Source organism: Sphingomonas sp. 22176 (genome assembly GCF_052045505.1).
GTDB lineage: Bacteria > Pseudomonadota > Alphaproteobacteria > Sphingomonadales > Sphingomonadaceae > Sphingomonas.
The window spans coordinates 235,509-250,259 of sequence record NZ_JBQEPL010000004.1 but is presented as its reverse complement, the minus strand read 5'-3'; the positions used below and the strand labels follow the sequence as shown (position 1 = coordinate 250,259).

Below are 14,751 nucleotides of genomic sequence, written 5' to 3'. Positions count from 1 at the left end.
GTCCGCTCTCCTTGGAATGGCGGGACATTGCCGCTAGGTCGCAGGCGTACCGTAACGGGAGAACGCCATGATCCGCACCGGCCTTATCGGCTTCGGCCTAGGCGGCACCGCCTTCCACGCACCGCTGATCGAGGCGGTCGACGGGTTCGAACTGGCGGCTGTCGGGTCCTCGCGGGCTGATGCGGTAGCAAAGGCCTATCCGGGGGTGCCGGCCGTCAGTCCGGAAGCGCTGATCGCCGATCCCGCGATCGAGCTGGTGGTCGTTTCGACGCCGAATGCCACGCATTTTCCGCTCGCCAAGGCGGCGCTGGAGGCGGGCAAGCACGTCGTGATCGACAAGCCGCTGACGCCGACGGCGGCCGAGGCCGAGGCGCTGATCGCGCTGGCCGAGGCGCAGGGCAGATTGCTGGTGCCGTTCCACAACCGCCGCTGGGACAGCGACTTCCTCGCGGTGCAGGCGCTGGTGGCGAGCGACCGGCTTGGCGAGATCCTGCTGTTCGAGGCGCATTGGGACCGCTTCCGTCCCGAATTGTCGCAGGCCTGGAAGGAAGCCGAGGGCGGCGGGCAGCTGCTCGACCTGGGGCCGCACATGCTCGACCAGGCACTGGTGCTGTTCGGCATGCCGGAGGCGGTGCAGGGTGATGTCGCCCGGCAGCGCGGCAACAGCCCGGTCGACGATTATTTCACCGTGACTCTGTTCTACGGCACGCGGCGGGTGGTGCTGGCGAGCTCGCGGATGATCGCGGCAGCGCGACCGCGCTTTGCGCTGCACGGGCGCGGCGGCAGCTTCGTGAAATACGGGCTCGATCCGCAGGAGGCAGCGATGCGGTCTGGGGGCTCGGTGTGCGATCCGAACCACGGTCTGGAGGACCCAGCACACTATGGCGTGCTGACGCTGCCCGACGGGTCTACCGAGACGATCGCGTCCGAGCGCGGCGACTATCGGGGCTTCTATGCTGGCGTGGCGGCGGCGATCCGCGAGGGCGCAGCGCCGCCGGTTGCTGCCAAGGATGCGCTTGCCGGGCTCCAGCTGATCGAACTTGCCCGCCAGAGCGCCGACGAGGGGCGGCGTATCGCTATCGGTTGAACGGCCGGCCCCGCACGCCGTTCGCAGCGCGCGGGGCCGAGCCGATCAGGGGTGCCAGCTCACCGGCAGGGTGCGCGCGGGCACAGTGACGGTCGTGGTGGCGACGATGTCTTCCGCCGACTGGCCGAGCAGCACCTTGTAGCTGCCGCCGGCGATCTTCCACTGGTGCGCCGCGCCGTCGAACACGGCGAGCAGGCGGGGATCGACGGTGACCGAGACGGTCTTGGAGGCGCCCGGCGCCAGCGCCACCTTCTGGAACGCGCCCAGCCGCTTCGGTGCTTCCCAGCCCGCACCCGAGACATAGACCTGCGCCACGTCCGCGCCGGCGCGGGTGCCGGTGTTGCGGAGCGTGAAGGTCACGGTCAGCTGGCCCTTGGGGGCGGTCGCCTTCAGGCCGGAATAGGCGAAGCGGGTGTAGGACAGGCCGTGGCCGAACGCGAATTGCGGCTTGTCGCCCTTCGCATCGTACCATTTGTAGCCGACCGCAGCGCCTTCGGCGTAGCGGGTCTCGCCGTCGTTCGGCACGCTCGGCTTGGGCAGCTGCGAGACGCTGCGCGGAAAGCTGGCGGGCAGGTGGCCCGAAGGGTTCACCTTGCCGGTCAGTACATTGGCGATCGCTTCGCCGCCCGCGGTGCCGGGATACCAGGCTTCGAGAATCGCGGCGGTCTTGTCGGCCCAGGGGGTGAGCACCGGCCCGCCGGTTTCCAGCACCACCACCGTCTTGGCATTGGCTCCAGCGACTGCTTCGATCAGCGCGTCCTGGTTATCGGTCAGCCCGAGCGAGACGTCGAACGACTCGCCGGCCCATTGCGTCGCGAATACCACCGCCACATCGGCCTGCTTGGCCGCCGCTGCGGCTGCCGCGGCGTCGGTGCCGTCGACATAGCTGATCTGTGCGCCCGGCAACTGGCGGCGCAGCGCCTCCAGCGGCGAGGACGGGTGGTACATCACCGGACCCGGCCAGACCTTCGGCTCGAGCCCCGGCACCGCATTGCCGCCCACCGGATAGACCAAAGACGAGCCGCCGCCCGCCAGCACGCCCTTGTCGGCATGGCCGCCGATCACGACGATGCGCTTGGCGCTGCCCACCAGCGGCAGCACATCGCCCTTGTTCTGGAGGAGAACGATCGCCGCCTCGGCATCGGCGCGGGTCACGTCTGCGTGCGCCTTGAGCATCGCCGGGGCGAGATCGAGCGGCGCGCTGGTAATCGGATGATCGAACAGGCCGTGCGCGAACATCGAGCGGAGGATGCGGTGCGCCATCTCGTCGAGGCGCGCCTTGCTCACCTCGCCCTTGGCGATCGCGGCCTTAAGCGGCTCGCGGAAATAGGGCTGCTCGTCGAACGGCCAACCGGATTCCTGCTCCAGGCCCGCGTTGGCGGCAGCGACCGTGGTGTGGGTGGCGCCCCAATCCGACATCACGAAGCCCTTCCAGCCCCAGTCGCGGCGCAGAACGTCGGTCAGCAGCCAAGGCTGTTCGCACGCCCACAGCCCGTCGACCTTGTTGTAGCTGCACATCACCGAGCCGGGCGTGCCCTTCTCGATCGCGAAGTTGAAGGCCAGCAGGTCGCTCATCCGCGCGGCGGTGCGATCGAGCACCGCGTTCATCTGGTTGCGGTCGGTCTCCTGGTCGTTGATCGCATAATGCTTCACGGTGGAGATGATGTGGTTCGACTGGATGCCGGCGATCTGCGCGCCGACGATCGTGCCGGCAAGCAGCGGATCTTCCCCGCCATATTCGAAGTTGCGGCCGTTGCGCGGCTCGCGCAGCAGGTTCACGCCGCCGGCGAGCATCACGTTGAAGCCCGAAGCGCGCGCCTCCGCGCCGATCATCGCGCCGCCCTTGAAGGCGAGAGCGGGGTCCCAGGTCGCGGCGGTGGCGATGCCCGACGGGAGCGAGGTGCGGCCGCGCTTGTTGACCGCGCTGCCCTGCGTGGCGACGCCCACGCCGGCGTCCGTCTGCCACTGCGCGGGAATGCCCAGACGCGGAATGCCGGGAATATAGCCGGCGGAGCCCGGGCGGGCTTCGGCCGGGGTCTTGAAGTTCTTGGGTGCGAAATCGGTGCCGAACAGGCCGAACACCAGGGTCAGCTTCTCGTCCTCGGTCATCTGCGCGAGGATCGCCTTGGCGCGCGCGTCGGGCGAGAGCTTGGCGTTGGTCCAGGGGCGCGAGGTCTGCTGCTGGGCCAGCGCGGGCGCGGTGAATGCCGTAGTGGCGGCAAGCGCGAGCAGCGGGGCTGCAAGCTTCAGGGTGCGTCGCTTCATGTCGTCCTCTCCTCCGAGATCGTTTGTCAACGTTGTCCGCTGCCTAGCATAAGAACGGCTGCCGACAAGAGCCGGCGGCCGATCCTTGGTGGCGAATGATGTCAGGCGCGGATGCGCACCGGCACCGACTTCGCCGCCGGCGTTTTCGAGGCGCCGTCGTGGTGGCGGAGTGCGATCAGCGGGTTGAGCTCGGGATAATAGCCGGCGACGCAGCCTTCGGGCAGGTTGAAGGGCAGCACCTCCAGCCCCTCGACCACGCGATCGACGCCGTCCGAATCGTCGCCGACCAGCGCCACGCGCTGGCCTTCCTTGAGCCCGGCGCGCGCCATCTCCTTGGGGCTGATCAGCAGCACGTCACGCTTGCCCTCGATGCCGCGCAGGCGGTCCGAATAGCCATAGACCGTGGTGTTGAACTGGTCGTTCGAGCGGAGCGTCATCAGCCGGTACACGCCGTCCTCGTCCGCGAAGCCCGCCGCGTTGAGGTGCTCCGGCACGGTGAACTCCGCCTTGCCGCTCTTGGTCTCCCAATCGCGCTCGCGCGCGCTGTTGCCCTTGAAGAAGCCGCCGGGCGTGAACAGCCGCTGGTTGAAGTCCTTGAACTTGTCCGGATAGGTCTTCTCGATCGCGTCGCGGACCAGCGCATAGTCGTTCGACCACGCCTCCCAAGGGACGTTGGGATTGGGATCGAGCGTTGCCTCGGCGATGCCGGCGACGATCGCCAGCTCGGGCTGCAAGTGCGGGCTGGCCGGCTTTGCCTCCCCGATCGAGCCGTGGATGCAGCTGAGGCTGTCCTCCATCGTCACCACCTGCGGGGTGCCGTCGCGCACGTCACGCTCGGAGCGGACGAGGGTGGGGAGCAGATAGGCGGTCTCGCCGCAGAACAGATGGCCGCGATTGAGCTTGGTGGCGATCTGGACGGTGAGCCCCATGCCGGTCCAGGCATCCTCCATCACTCGGTGATCGGGGATGGCGCGGAGGAAATTGCCGCCCAGGCCAAGAAAGGCGTTGATCTTGCCCGCGGCGATCGCCTCGCAGCCGGTGATGGTGGTGTAGCCTTCGTCCCGCGGCGGCTGGAAGCCATACTGTTCGGAAAGCTGATCGAGTGGCACCAGCTCGGGCTTTTCGGAGATGCCGACGGTGCGCTGACCCTGCACGTTGGAATGGCCCCGCACCGGCGATACGCCCGCGCCGAGCCGGCCGATATTCCCCCGCAGCAGCATCAGGTTCACCACGCCGGCGACATTGTCATAGCCGCCGACATGCTGGGTGAGCCCCATGCCCCAGATGCCGATCGCGCTTTCCGCCTGGATGTAGACTTCGGCGGCCTCGATCAGGTCGGCGCGGGGCAGGCCGGTTTCGGCCTCGATGGTCTCCCAGCTGGTGCTGCGGACCTTCTCGGCGAACTCCTCGAAGCCATGCGTGTGCTCGGCGATGAAGGCGCGATCGAGCACGCCGCCGCGGCGATCCTCCTCGGCCAGCACATGCTTGGCGATGCCGAGCATGGCCGAGATGTCGCTGCCGGGTTTGAGCTGATAATATTGGTGGGAGATTTTGGTCTTGCCGCCGGTGACCATCTGGATGCTTTGCGGGTCGCGGAACTCCAGCAGGCCCTTTTCGCGGATCGGGTTGAACGTCACGATCTTGGCGCCGCGCTTGCGGGCGGCGGTCAGCGTGTGGATGAATCGCGGGCTGTTGGTGCCGGTGTTCTGGCCGAAGAAGAAGATCGCGTCGCAATGCTCGAAATCCTCGAGCACGCAGGTACCGACCGGCGCCCCGATCGTCGACTTGAGCGCGACCGAGGTGGTCTCGTGGCACATGTTCGAGCTGTCGGGCAGGTTGTTGTGGCCATAGAGGCGGGCGAACAGCGCCCAGGCATAGCTCGTCTCCAGGCTCGCCTTGCCCGAGGCGTAGAAGATCGTGCTCTTGGGATCATAGCCACGCAGCTTCTTGCCGATCGCCTGATAGGCTTCTTCCCAGGTGCAGGGGAGATATTTGTCGGTGGCGCGGTTGTAGCGCATCGGGTTAGTCAGGCGGCCGGCCTGTTCGAGTTCATAATCGCTCCAGCCCTTCAGCTCGGTGAGGGTGTGCTGGGCGAAGAACTCGGGCGTCGCGCGGCGGGTGGTGAGATCCCACAGCGTTGCCTTGGCGCCGTTCTCGCAGAATTCGAACATGTGCGGCTTGGCGGGCTTGGTCCAGGCGCAGGAGGTGCACATCATGCCCCCGGGCTTGTTCTGCTTGGCGAGCGTCTTCAGCGCATCGGCGCTCGGGCGCTCGGCGCCGGCCACCAGCGCCATGCCGCGCATCGAGCCCCAACCGCCTTCGGCGCCCGAATAGTGAATCGTTCCGTCTTTCGCCCGGGCCATCGCCACGCTCCTTCAAACCTGTCTTTGCTCTATCCCCACCGGAGCCGCCCGCCTATCCTGAACCGATGGATATGTGGTTCGATCGCGTGACGCCCGACGGGTCGGAGACCCGGCTCCAACGCAGCTTGATCCCCGAAGTGCCGGTCGCGATCGAAATCAATGGGCTGGGCTATGCCGTGATGATGGCGACGCCCACCGATCTGGAGGATTTCGCCACCGGCTTCGTCGCGGCCGAGCGTCTTGGTGCGGCCGTGGAGGTGGAAAGCCACCAGGCCGAACAGGGTGTGGTGCTGCGCGTGACGCTCGCCGATCCCTCGACGGTGATCGAGCGCGTGCGGCATCGGACCACCGATTCGAGCTGCGGGCTGTGCGGGATCGACAATCTCGAAGCAGCGCTGCGCCCGCTGCCGAAGATCGAGGACGATAGCGCGGCGACGTCGGCTGCAATCTTCCGCGCGGCGGAGGCTCTGCGCGATCATCAGCCGCTCAACCGCGAGACCGGCGCTGCCCACGCTGCCGCGCTCTGCTCGGCCGAGGGCGAGATCCGGCTCGTCCGGGAGGATGTCGGCCGGCACAATGCGTTCGACAAGCTGGTCGGCGCGATGGCCCGGCAGGGGCTGGGCTGGGACGGGGGCTTTGCGCTGATCAGCGCGCGCTGCTCGTTCGAGCTGGTCGAGAAGGCGGTGCTGGCGGGTTGTCCGCTGCTCGCGGCGATCTCCGCGCCGACCGCTCTGGCCGCGGAACGCGCCCGCGAGGCCGGGTTGCGCCTCGCCGCGCTGGTACGGCCGGATGCGATGCTCCGGCTGGTGCCATGAAGCCGCTGGGTGCGATCCTGGCGGGCGGCCAGGCGCGGCGCTTCGGATCGGACAAGGCGCTGGCGGCGCTCGACGGGCGTGCATTGATCGACCATGTCGCCGGCGCGCTGGCTCCCCTTTGCGATGGCGTGATCCTGTGCGGTCGGGCAGGCGAGGGCGGTGTCCCCGATCGTCCGGCGCCGGGGCTGGGGCCCTTGGGCGGCCTCAACGCCGCGCTGCATGCCGCAGCCGAGCGCGGCGCGGCGCGGGTGCTCGTCGCGCCGTGCGACACGCCGCTGCTGCCGGCGTTGCTGCTGGAAGCGCTGGTCGCCCGAACCGGATCGAGCTTCGTCGCGCAGCTGCCGGTGCTCGGCATCTGGGACGCTGCGCTCGCGCCCTTGTGCGACGCCTATCTTGCCTCCGGCGCGCGGCCTTCGATGAAGGCCTGGGCGGCCCATGCCGGTGCCGTCGCAATCGATTGGGGGGCACCCATTCTCAACATCAACTCCTGCGACGATCTTTCGAACGTCACCGGGTTTTTTCCTTAGTTCCGCTTCTCATTCGCATGCGCTACGTCGTGCGCAATTTTCTGTCGGCGACGGCCGGCGGCAGGGGGATGGATGGAAAGCGTGTTTGCAGCCTTCTGGAGCGGCAACTACTCGCCCCACGGCTATTGCCTGTTCTGGCAGCCGCAGTTGCTGTGGACCCATATCGTCGCTGACACGCTGATAGCGCTGTCATATTTCTCTATTCCGATCGCGCTCGTGGCGCTGGTGCGCAGCCGCAAGGATCTGGCGTTCGGCTGGGTGTTCTGGTGCTTCGCGATCTTCATTCTCGCCTGCGGCATGACCCATGTGATGGGCGTGGTGACGCTGTTCAGCCCGCTCTACGGGCTTGAGGCGCTGATCAAGCTGGTGACGGCGGCCGCATCGGTGACCACCGCGATCCTGCTTTGGCCGCTGCTGCCGACGCTGACCAGGCTACCTTCGTCGGAAAAGCTGAAGGAAGCCAATGCCCGGCTCGCCGCGATGGTGGAGCAGCGTGACGCCGCACTCGCCGAGGTGAAGAGCGAAGTCGCCCAGCGCGAGAGTGTCGAGGCGGCGTTGCTTCAGGCGCAGAAGCTGGAGGCGGTGGGCCAGCTGACCGGCGGTATCGCGCATGATTTCAACAATCTGCTACAGGCGATCGCCGGCAATCTGGAACTGATTGCGCGCAAGCCCGACGATGCTGATCGCGTGATCCGCTGGACCTCGAGCGCGCTCGACGCGGTGGAGCGCGGCCGCCAGCTCACCGGGCAGTTGCTTGCTTTCTCCAGCAAACAGCGGCTCGACGTGAAGTCGGTGCGGCTGGCCGAGCTGGTCGGCGGCATGGCCGGGCTGGTCGAGCGCGCCGTAGCGCCGCTCGGGCGGGTGCGGATCGAACGGATCGATCCCGTGTGGAACGTGCAGACCGACGCGCTGCAGCTCGAACTCGCGATACTCAACCTCGCCTTCAACGCGCGCGATGCCATGCCCGAAGGCGGCGCGCTGACGATCTCGGCGGAACTGCGCAGCGGCAAGGTGGCACCCGATGTGCCCGCGGGCGACTATGTCGCGCTGCACATCGCCGATACCGGCATGGGCATGCCGCCGGAGGTGGTGGCGCGCGCGGTGGAGCCGTTCTTCTCGACCAAGGGTGTCGGCAAAGGTACCGGCATGGGCCTGTCGATGGCGTTCGGCGTGCTGCGCCAGTCGGGGGGAACGCTGCTGATCGACAGCAAGCTGGGGCAGGGCACCACCGTCACGCTGCTGTTGCCGCTCGCGACCGTCGAGCCACGCCGCGACGTGCAGGACGATTCCGCCCGCGACGAGCGGATCAGCCTGACGGGCATGAGGATCGCGCTGGTCGACGACGACGCGCATGTGCGTGCCTCGCTTGCCGAGATGCTGCGCTCGGCGGGCGCGGTGGTGGAGGAGGCGGCCGATGGCGCCGCAGGGGTGGCGCTGGTGCAGAACCGCCGCTTCGGTGCGCTCGTGGTTGATTTCGCGATGCCCGAGCTGAGCGGCAGCGAAGTCGCCACGCAGGTGGCTGCCAGTGATCCCGAGCTGCCGGTGATCCTGATCACCGGCTTCGCGGATTCGAACAAGCTCGACGCGATCGCCTCGCCCAACGTCACCATCCTGCGCAAGCCGTTCGATTCGCTCGAACTGCTGCGCAAGATCCGCGCGGTCGCCCGCGGCTGAGGCTGCTCAGGGCAGGGCGGCGCGCAGTTCCTCGATCCAGGCGGTTGCGACGCTGTCCGAGGGCGCGCGCCAGTCCCCGCGCGGGCTGAGCGCGGCGGCGCCCGAGACCTTCGGTCCGTTGGGCAGCGCCGAACGCTTGAACTGGCTGATCTGGAAGAAGCGGAACAGGAAGTTTTCCAGCCACTTGGCGATCGTCGCCAGGTCATACTGGTTGCGACCTTCGGCCGGGAAGCCGATCGGCCACAGGCCTGCCTCGGCATCCTTCCAGGCATGCCAGGCGAGGAACGCGACCTTGGACGGCTTCAGCCCGAAGCGCGCAATATGGTGCAGGAAGAAGTCGTGCAGCTCATAGGGGCCGATCCGGTCCTGCGTGCTTTGCATCTTGCCATCGGCATCGGCGGGCACGAGCTCGGGCGAGATCTCGGTATCGAGGATCGAGAGCAGCACGGTCGCCGCCTCGCCGACGAACTGGCCGCTCTCGACGCTCCAGCGGATCAGATACTGGATCAGCGTCTTGGGCACGCCGGCATTGACGCCATAATGGCTCATCTGATCGCCGACGCCATAGGTGGACCAGCCCAGCGCCAGTTCGGACAGGTCGCCGGTGCCGAGCACGAAGCCGCTGTTGCGGTTGGCGAGGCGGAACAGATAGTCGGTGCGCAGCCCTGCCTGGACGTTCTCGAAAGTTACGTCATACACGGGCTCGCCCTGCGCGAAGGGGTGGCCGATATCGGCGAGCATCTGACGCGCGGTGGGGCGAATGTCGATCTCGGCCGCGGTGACCCCGATCGCGCGCATCAGCGCCCAGGCGTTCGACTTGGTGCCTTCGCTCGTCGCGAAACCCGGCATGGTATAGCCGAGAATGTCGGTGCGCGGGCGCCCCAGCCGGTCCATCGCCTTGGCGGCGACGATCAGCGCATGGGTGGAATCGAGCCCGCCCGAAATGCCGATGATCAGCGACTTGCTCTTGGTCGAGGCGAGCCGCTGGCGCAAGCCCTCCACCTGGATGTTGAATGCCTCGTAGCAATCCTCCTCCAGCGCCGCGGGCGTGTTGGGCACGAAGGGAAAGCGGCGGGTCGGGCGGAGCAGCCCGCGGTCGGCAAAGTCGGGCTGGTGCGCGAAGGCGATGCGGCGGAAGCGGGTTTCGGGCATGCAGGCGTTGCGGGCATTGTCGTTGAACGTGCCGTCGCGCATCCGCTCCAGCCGCAGCCGCTCCAGGTCGAGATCGGCGTAGGTGATCGCATCGGCCAGTTCGAAGCGCTGCGAGGCGGCGAGCTTCTCGCCGAATTCATAGATCAGCCCCTGGCCGTCCCAGGCTAGGTCGGTGGTGCTCTCGCCGGGACCCGAGGCGGAGTAGAGATAGGCCGAGATCGTGCGCGAGCTCTGCGAGGCGCAGAGCAGCTCGCGTTCGCGGCCCTTGCCGATCACGATGTTGGAGGCGGAGAGGTTGCACAGCACCAGCGCGCCGGCCATCGCACCTTCGGTGGAAGGGGGCTGGGGTGCCCAATAATCCTCGCAGATCTCGATATGGAAGATGAAGTCGGCTAGATCTTCCGCCGCGAACAGCAGGTCGGGGCCGAACGGCACGGTCTGGCCGGCAACCGTGATCTCCAGGTCGCGCAGCCCCGAGCCCGAGGCGAACCAGCGCTTCTCGTAATATTCGCGGTAATTGGGCAGGTAAGTCTTGGGCACCACGCCCAGGATGCGGCCGCGGGCGATGGCGACCGCGCAATTGTAGAGCCGCCCGTTCCGCGCCAGCGCAGCGCCGACCAGCAATACCGGCTTCAGCGTGCGGCTTGCCTCGACGATCGCGGCGATGCCCGCCTGCGTGGAGGCGAGGATCGTGTCCTGCAGGTGCAGGTCGTCGATCGCATAGCTGGTGACGTTGAGTTCGGGGAAAACGAGGATGTCCGCGCCCGCGGCGTCACCCGCTTGCGCCAGCGCGATGGTCGCGCGGGCATTGGCGGACGGATCTGCGACGGTGCCGACGGGCGTGCAGACGCCCGCGCGGATCATGCCGTGACGGTGGAGCGCGAAGAACGGATGCGGATCGGCCATGCGTGTGTCCTATGCTGGGGACCATGGCCTGCCAACCCCGCGAGGGCGGGATGTATCCGCATACCCTACTCAAGCCCCTTCCTCGGAGGAGGGGCTAAGGGGCACTTACGCCTTGGCGGCGTAGATCATGCGGCCAGGCCCGAGGCGCTCGAACACTTTGGCCAGCTGGCGCTCGCCGACCGCGAAGCAGCCTTGGCTGCGGCCGAGCTTGCCGTGCTTCGGGACCATGTCCGGGTTCGCATACCAGGCCGAGTGGACGACGATCGCCCGCGCCAGCGCGTTGTTGTTGGTCGGGTCGAGCCCGATCAGCCGCTGCGAATCCCCATGCTTGCCGACATAATAATCGGCGGTGAGGAACGCGCCCTCGCAGGTCGCTTCCGAATTGATCTGGTTGGAGAAGCGCTGGAGCACGCCGGTATGGCCGGGATCGGAACCGATCCCGTGCGCGACCAGCAGCGGCTCCACTTCGCCGGTGCCCATGTTGACCAGGAAGAAGCGCGGCTGCGACGAAGGCAGCGAGAAGTCGGCGACGGCAATCCGATCATGGGTGTCGACGTGCATCGAGTGCCGATCGAGCGCAGCGGTTGCGCGCCTGAACAGATCGGGACGGATGCCGGCGGGGACGATCCGCGCCTGGGCGGCAACCTTTGGCGCCGGGTTCAACGAGGCGACCGGCGCCGGGTGGATGCGCGGCGGCGGTGCGGCAGCGGCCATCGTCGTGCCGATCGTGCGCGAGGCGCAGGCCGAAACCGCTGCGCCGCTCGCCATTACCAGTGCCGATTTGAGCAAAGCCCGACGGGTTTGTACCGAAGCGTTCGAATCCATGATGTTTGTTCTGCGCCCGCAAATTTCTGTCATGCCCTGGCAACCGTATAGCAGAAGCATCGTTAATGATGGTCCCGCTAATGCCCGTTTGTGGCGCGTTTCGGCGCACCTGCTACCCGGTTCACCGAGCCGTCATGTCGTTTCGGGACGGTGGATGTTTACGATTTGCCGAATCGCGCCGCATCGAACTGGCATCGTTGATCTGTTCCCAAAGCGAAAAATTCTGTGTCGCGCCGCGCGCGCGAAGCGCTAGAGGCGCGGCATGACCATGTCCTATGAACAGGCCATCGCGGCGCTGATCGAGGCCGGCAGGCGGCTCGATGCGCGCGGCTGGGCGCCGGCGACCTCGGGCAACTACTCGGCCCGGCTGGACGACGGCAGCATCGCGCTGACCGTTTCGGGCCGCCACAAGGGCCGGCTGACCACCGACGGGATCATGCGCGTGGATCTGGACGGCAATCCGCTGACCGAGGGCAAGCCCTCGGCGGAAACGGATCTGCATCTCGCCCTCTATCGGCTATTCCCGGAGGCCGGCGCCGTGTTGCACGGCCATTCGCCGCAGGCGGTGGGGCTCAGCCGCGCAACCGATGCCGGGGGCATCACGCTGGCGGGTCATGAAATGCTAAAGGCTTATCCCGGGCACACCACGCACGCGGCCGAGGTGCGGCTGCCCATCGTCGACAACAGCCAGGAGATGGCCGTGATCGAGGCGGCGATCCGCCCGGCGCTGCTGGCGCCAGGCGCCATTCCGGCGTATCTCATTCGCAGCCATGGGCTCTATGCCTGGGGCAAGGACGTGGACGAGGCCGAACGCGTGCTGGAGGCGACCGAATGGATGGTCGCTGCCGAGCTCGCCGAGGCCAGCTTCAGACGGACATGGGCACGATGAGCCGACTTCGTATCTTTTCGGACACCGATGGGGCGTCGCTCCTCGACACGCAGGATCCGATGACGATCGCTGAGGAACTGGCGATCCGCGGCGTGCGGTTCGAACGCTGGCCCTCGCGGGCGATCGCGGCGGATGCGGACCAGGACGCGGTGCTCGCCGCCTTCGCGCCCGAGGTCGATCGGCTGAAGGCCGAGCAAGGCTATCGCTCGGTCGACGTGATCCGGATGGTGCCGAACAATCCCGAAAAGGATACGCTCCGCACCAAGTTTCTGTCCGAGCATCGCCACGCCGAGGACGAAGTGCGCTTCTTCGTAGAAGGGGAGGGGCTCTTCACACTGCATATGAGCAATCGGGTCTATGCCGTTCTCTGCACGGAGGGGGATCTGATCTCGGTGCCGGCAGGCACGCCGCATTGGTTTGACATGGGGCCGAGCCCGCGCTTCACCGCGATCCGCCTGTTCATCAACCCCGATGGCTGGATCGCGCAGTTCACCGGCGACGCGATCGCCGACCGCTTCCCGCGCCACGAGCCCATCGCCGCCTGACGCGCGGCGCAGCGAGTATCTCCATGACCCAGACCAAGGCCGTCCTGCTCGACATCGAGGGGAGCACGAGCAGTATCGCCTTCGTGGCGGAGGTGCTTTTTCCCTACGCAGCCAAGCATTTGGCTACTTTTGTAGAAGCGCATTCTGAGGAAGTGGCGCCGATCCTCGCCGACGTTCCCGGTGAGGATAAGGTGGCAACCCTGCTCGGCTGGATCGCCGAGGATCGCAAGGCCACGCCGCTCAAGACGCTGCAGGGGCTGATCTGGGCGCAGGGCTATGCCGACGGCACGCTGCAGGGGCATGTCTATCCCGATACCCCGGAGGCGCTGCATCGCTGGTATACCGCCGGCATGTCGATCTACATCTACTCCTCGGGATCGACCGCCGCGCAGAAGCTGATCTTCGGCCATTCGATCGCCGGCGACCTCACGCCGATGCTTTCGGGTTATTTCGACACGACCACCGGACCGAAGCGCGAAGCTGAGAGCTATACGAAGATCGTGACTGCAACCGGCTTCGACGCAACGGAAATCCTGTTCGTATCAGACGTGCAGCCCGAGGTTGATGCCGCGCGCGCGGCGGGGTTGGGCGCGCTGCTGATCGATCGCGCCGGCGGCCCCGCCGACATTCACTCGCTCGCGGAGATTCGCCTGTGATCCTGGAAGGCACGCATACCCGATCGATCGCGCGTACCGCCGATGGGAAGGGCATTCGCATCCTCGACCAGCGCCAGCTCCCCTGGGAGATCCGCTGGGTGGAACTGCGCGGCCTCGACGCCGCGGCAGTGGCGATCCGCGAGATGTGGACGCGCGGGGCGCCGATGATCGGGGCGACGGCCGCCTATGGCCTTGCCATGGCGCTGGCGGTGGATGCCAGCGACGCAGGGCTCGACGCCGCCTATGCGACGCTGGTCGAAACGCGGCCCACCGCGATCAACCTGCGCTGGGCGCTCGATCAGGTCCGCAGGGCGGTAGAGGGGCTGCCCAAAACGGAGCGCGCCGCCGCCGCCTATGCGCGCGCCGACGCGATCTGCGATGAGGATGCCGAGCTCTGCCGCGCGATCGGCGAACATGGGCTGGACCTGCTTCGTGAACTCCACGCCAGGCACCCGGACCGCCCGCTGAACATCCTCACCCACTGCAATGCCGGGTGGCTGGCGACGGTGGACTATGGCACCGCCACGGCGCCGATCTATCTCGCCCACGACGCGGGGATCCCGGTGCATGTCTGGGTTGACGAGACCCGCCCGCGCAACCAGGGAGCGCTGCTCACCGCTTTCGAACTGCGCAATCACGGCGTGCCGCACACCGTGATCGCCGACAATGCGGGTGGCCTGCTGATGATGCAGGGGCAGGTCGACGCGGTGATCGTCGGGACAGACCGGGTGACTGCCAATGGCGATGTCTGCAACAAGATCGGCACCTATCTGAAGGCGCTCGCGGCGCACGACAATGGCGTGCCCTTCTATGTGGCGCTGCCCTACACGACCTTCGACCCGGCAACCGCCAGCGGTGCCGACATCCCGATCGAGGCGCGCTCGCCCGAGGAAGTCACCCGCCTCACCGGCCCCGACGAAGCGGGCCGGATCGCGACGATCCGGGTGACGGATTCTCCGGCACTGAACCCCGCGTTCGATATAACTCCGTCGCGGCTGGTGACCGGCTACATCACCGAACGCGGGGTGCTCGACCGGATCTGAACCC

Annotated in this window: 12 protein-coding genes; 8 read left to right on the top strand and 4 right to left on the bottom strand. The window is 67.3% G+C overall.

What is annotated here, in order from left to right:
• The first annotated feature begins 67 nt into the window (after positions 1–67).
• Positions 68–1,087 (top strand): oxidoreductase, encoded by a 1,020-nt coding sequence (locus ACTJKY_RS15750; protein WP_440847065.1) that lies wholly within the window; start codon positions 68–70, stop codon positions 1,085–1,087.
• Between the two features lie 45 nt (positions 1,088–1,132).
• On the opposite strand, the gene ACTJKY_RS15745 is transcribed toward ACTJKY_RS15750, so the two are convergent.
• Together ACTJKY_RS15745 and ACTJKY_RS15740 are read right to left on the bottom strand one after the other, a co-directional pair.
• The gene (locus tag ACTJKY_RS15745; RefSeq protein ID WP_440847064.1) at positions 1,133–3,352 is read right to left on the bottom strand and encodes a beta-glucosidase family protein; all 2,220 of its coding nucleotides are present in this window, start codon (positions 3,350–3,352) and stop codon (positions 1,133–1,135) included.
• A gap of 101 nt (positions 3,353–3,453) precedes the next feature.
• Entirely contained in the window at positions 3,454–5,715 is a 2,262-nt protein-coding gene (locus tag ACTJKY_RS15740) for an FdhF/YdeP family oxidoreductase (protein ID WP_440847063.1), read from the bottom strand.
• A gap of 65 nt (positions 5,716–5,780) precedes the next feature.
• Between ACTJKY_RS15740 and fdhD the strand changes: the two genes are divergently transcribed.
• The 3 genes from fdhD (at position 5,781) to ACTJKY_RS15725 (ending at position 8,731) form a co-directional block, all read left to right on the top strand.
• Positions 5,781–6,530 carry a formate dehydrogenase accessory sulfurtransferase FdhD gene (gene fdhD / locus ACTJKY_RS15735; RefSeq protein ID WP_440847062.1) on the top strand — a complete coding sequence of 250 codons (750 nt, stop codon included), beginning with the start codon at positions 5,781–5,783 and terminating at the stop codon, positions 6,528–6,530.
• A complete protein-coding gene (mobA, locus tag ACTJKY_RS15730) occupies positions 6,527–7,057 on the top strand; it encodes a molybdenum cofactor guanylyltransferase (protein WP_440847061.1) in 531 nt (176 codons plus the stop codon). The genes fdhD and mobA overlap by 4 nt, the downstream gene beginning before the upstream one ends.
• A 72-nt stretch (positions 7,058–7,129) precedes the next feature.
• The gene (locus ACTJKY_RS15725) at positions 7,130–8,731 is read left to right on the top strand and encodes a response regulator (RefSeq protein WP_440847060.1); all 1,602 of its coding nucleotides are present in this window, start codon (positions 7,130–7,132) and stop codon (positions 8,729–8,731) included.
• A 6-nt stretch (positions 8,732–8,737) separates the two neighbouring features.
• Here ACTJKY_RS15725 and ACTJKY_RS15720 read toward each other — a convergent pair whose 3' ends face one another.
• Positions 8,738–10,789, bottom strand: a complete 2,052-nt coding sequence (locus ACTJKY_RS15720; protein WP_440847059.1) for an NAD(+) synthase — start codon at positions 10,787–10,789, stop codon at positions 8,738–8,740.
• A gap of 105 nt (positions 10,790–10,894) precedes the next feature.
• A complete protein-coding gene (locus tag ACTJKY_RS15715; protein WP_440847058.1) occupies positions 10,895–11,557 on the bottom strand; it encodes a murein L,D-transpeptidase catalytic domain-containing protein in 663 nt (220 codons plus the stop codon).
• A gap of 319 nt (positions 11,558–11,876) precedes the next feature.
• Here ACTJKY_RS15715 and ACTJKY_RS15710 point away from each other — a divergent pair, with 319 nt between their 5' ends.
• From ACTJKY_RS15710 to mtnA, 4 genes are read left to right on the top strand one after another with little or no spacing between them, the layout of a single operon-like run.
• The gene (locus ACTJKY_RS15710) at positions 11,877–12,503 is read left to right on the top strand and encodes a methylthioribulose 1-phosphate dehydratase (protein WP_440847057.1); all 627 of its coding nucleotides are present in this window, start codon (positions 11,877–11,879) and stop codon (positions 12,501–12,503) included.
• On the top strand, positions 12,500–13,048 hold the full coding sequence (locus ACTJKY_RS15705; RefSeq protein WP_440847056.1) for a 1,2-dihydroxy-3-keto-5-methylthiopentene dioxygenase: 549 nt from the start codon (positions 12,500–12,502) through the stop codon (positions 13,046–13,048). The genes ACTJKY_RS15710 and ACTJKY_RS15705 overlap by 4 nt, the downstream gene beginning before the upstream one ends.
• 23 nt (positions 13,049–13,071) lie before the next feature.
• Complete coding sequence (gene mtnC / locus ACTJKY_RS15700) at positions 13,072–13,704, top strand: acireductone synthase (protein ID WP_440847055.1); 633 nt, start codon at positions 13,072–13,074, stop codon at positions 13,702–13,704.
• On the top strand, positions 13,701–14,747 hold the full coding sequence (gene mtnA / locus ACTJKY_RS15695; protein WP_440847054.1) for an S-methyl-5-thioribose-1-phosphate isomerase: 1,047 nt from the start codon (positions 13,701–13,703) through the stop codon (positions 14,745–14,747). The genes mtnC and mtnA overlap by 4 nt, the downstream gene beginning before the upstream one ends.
• Positions 14,748–14,751 lie beyond the last annotated feature (4 nt).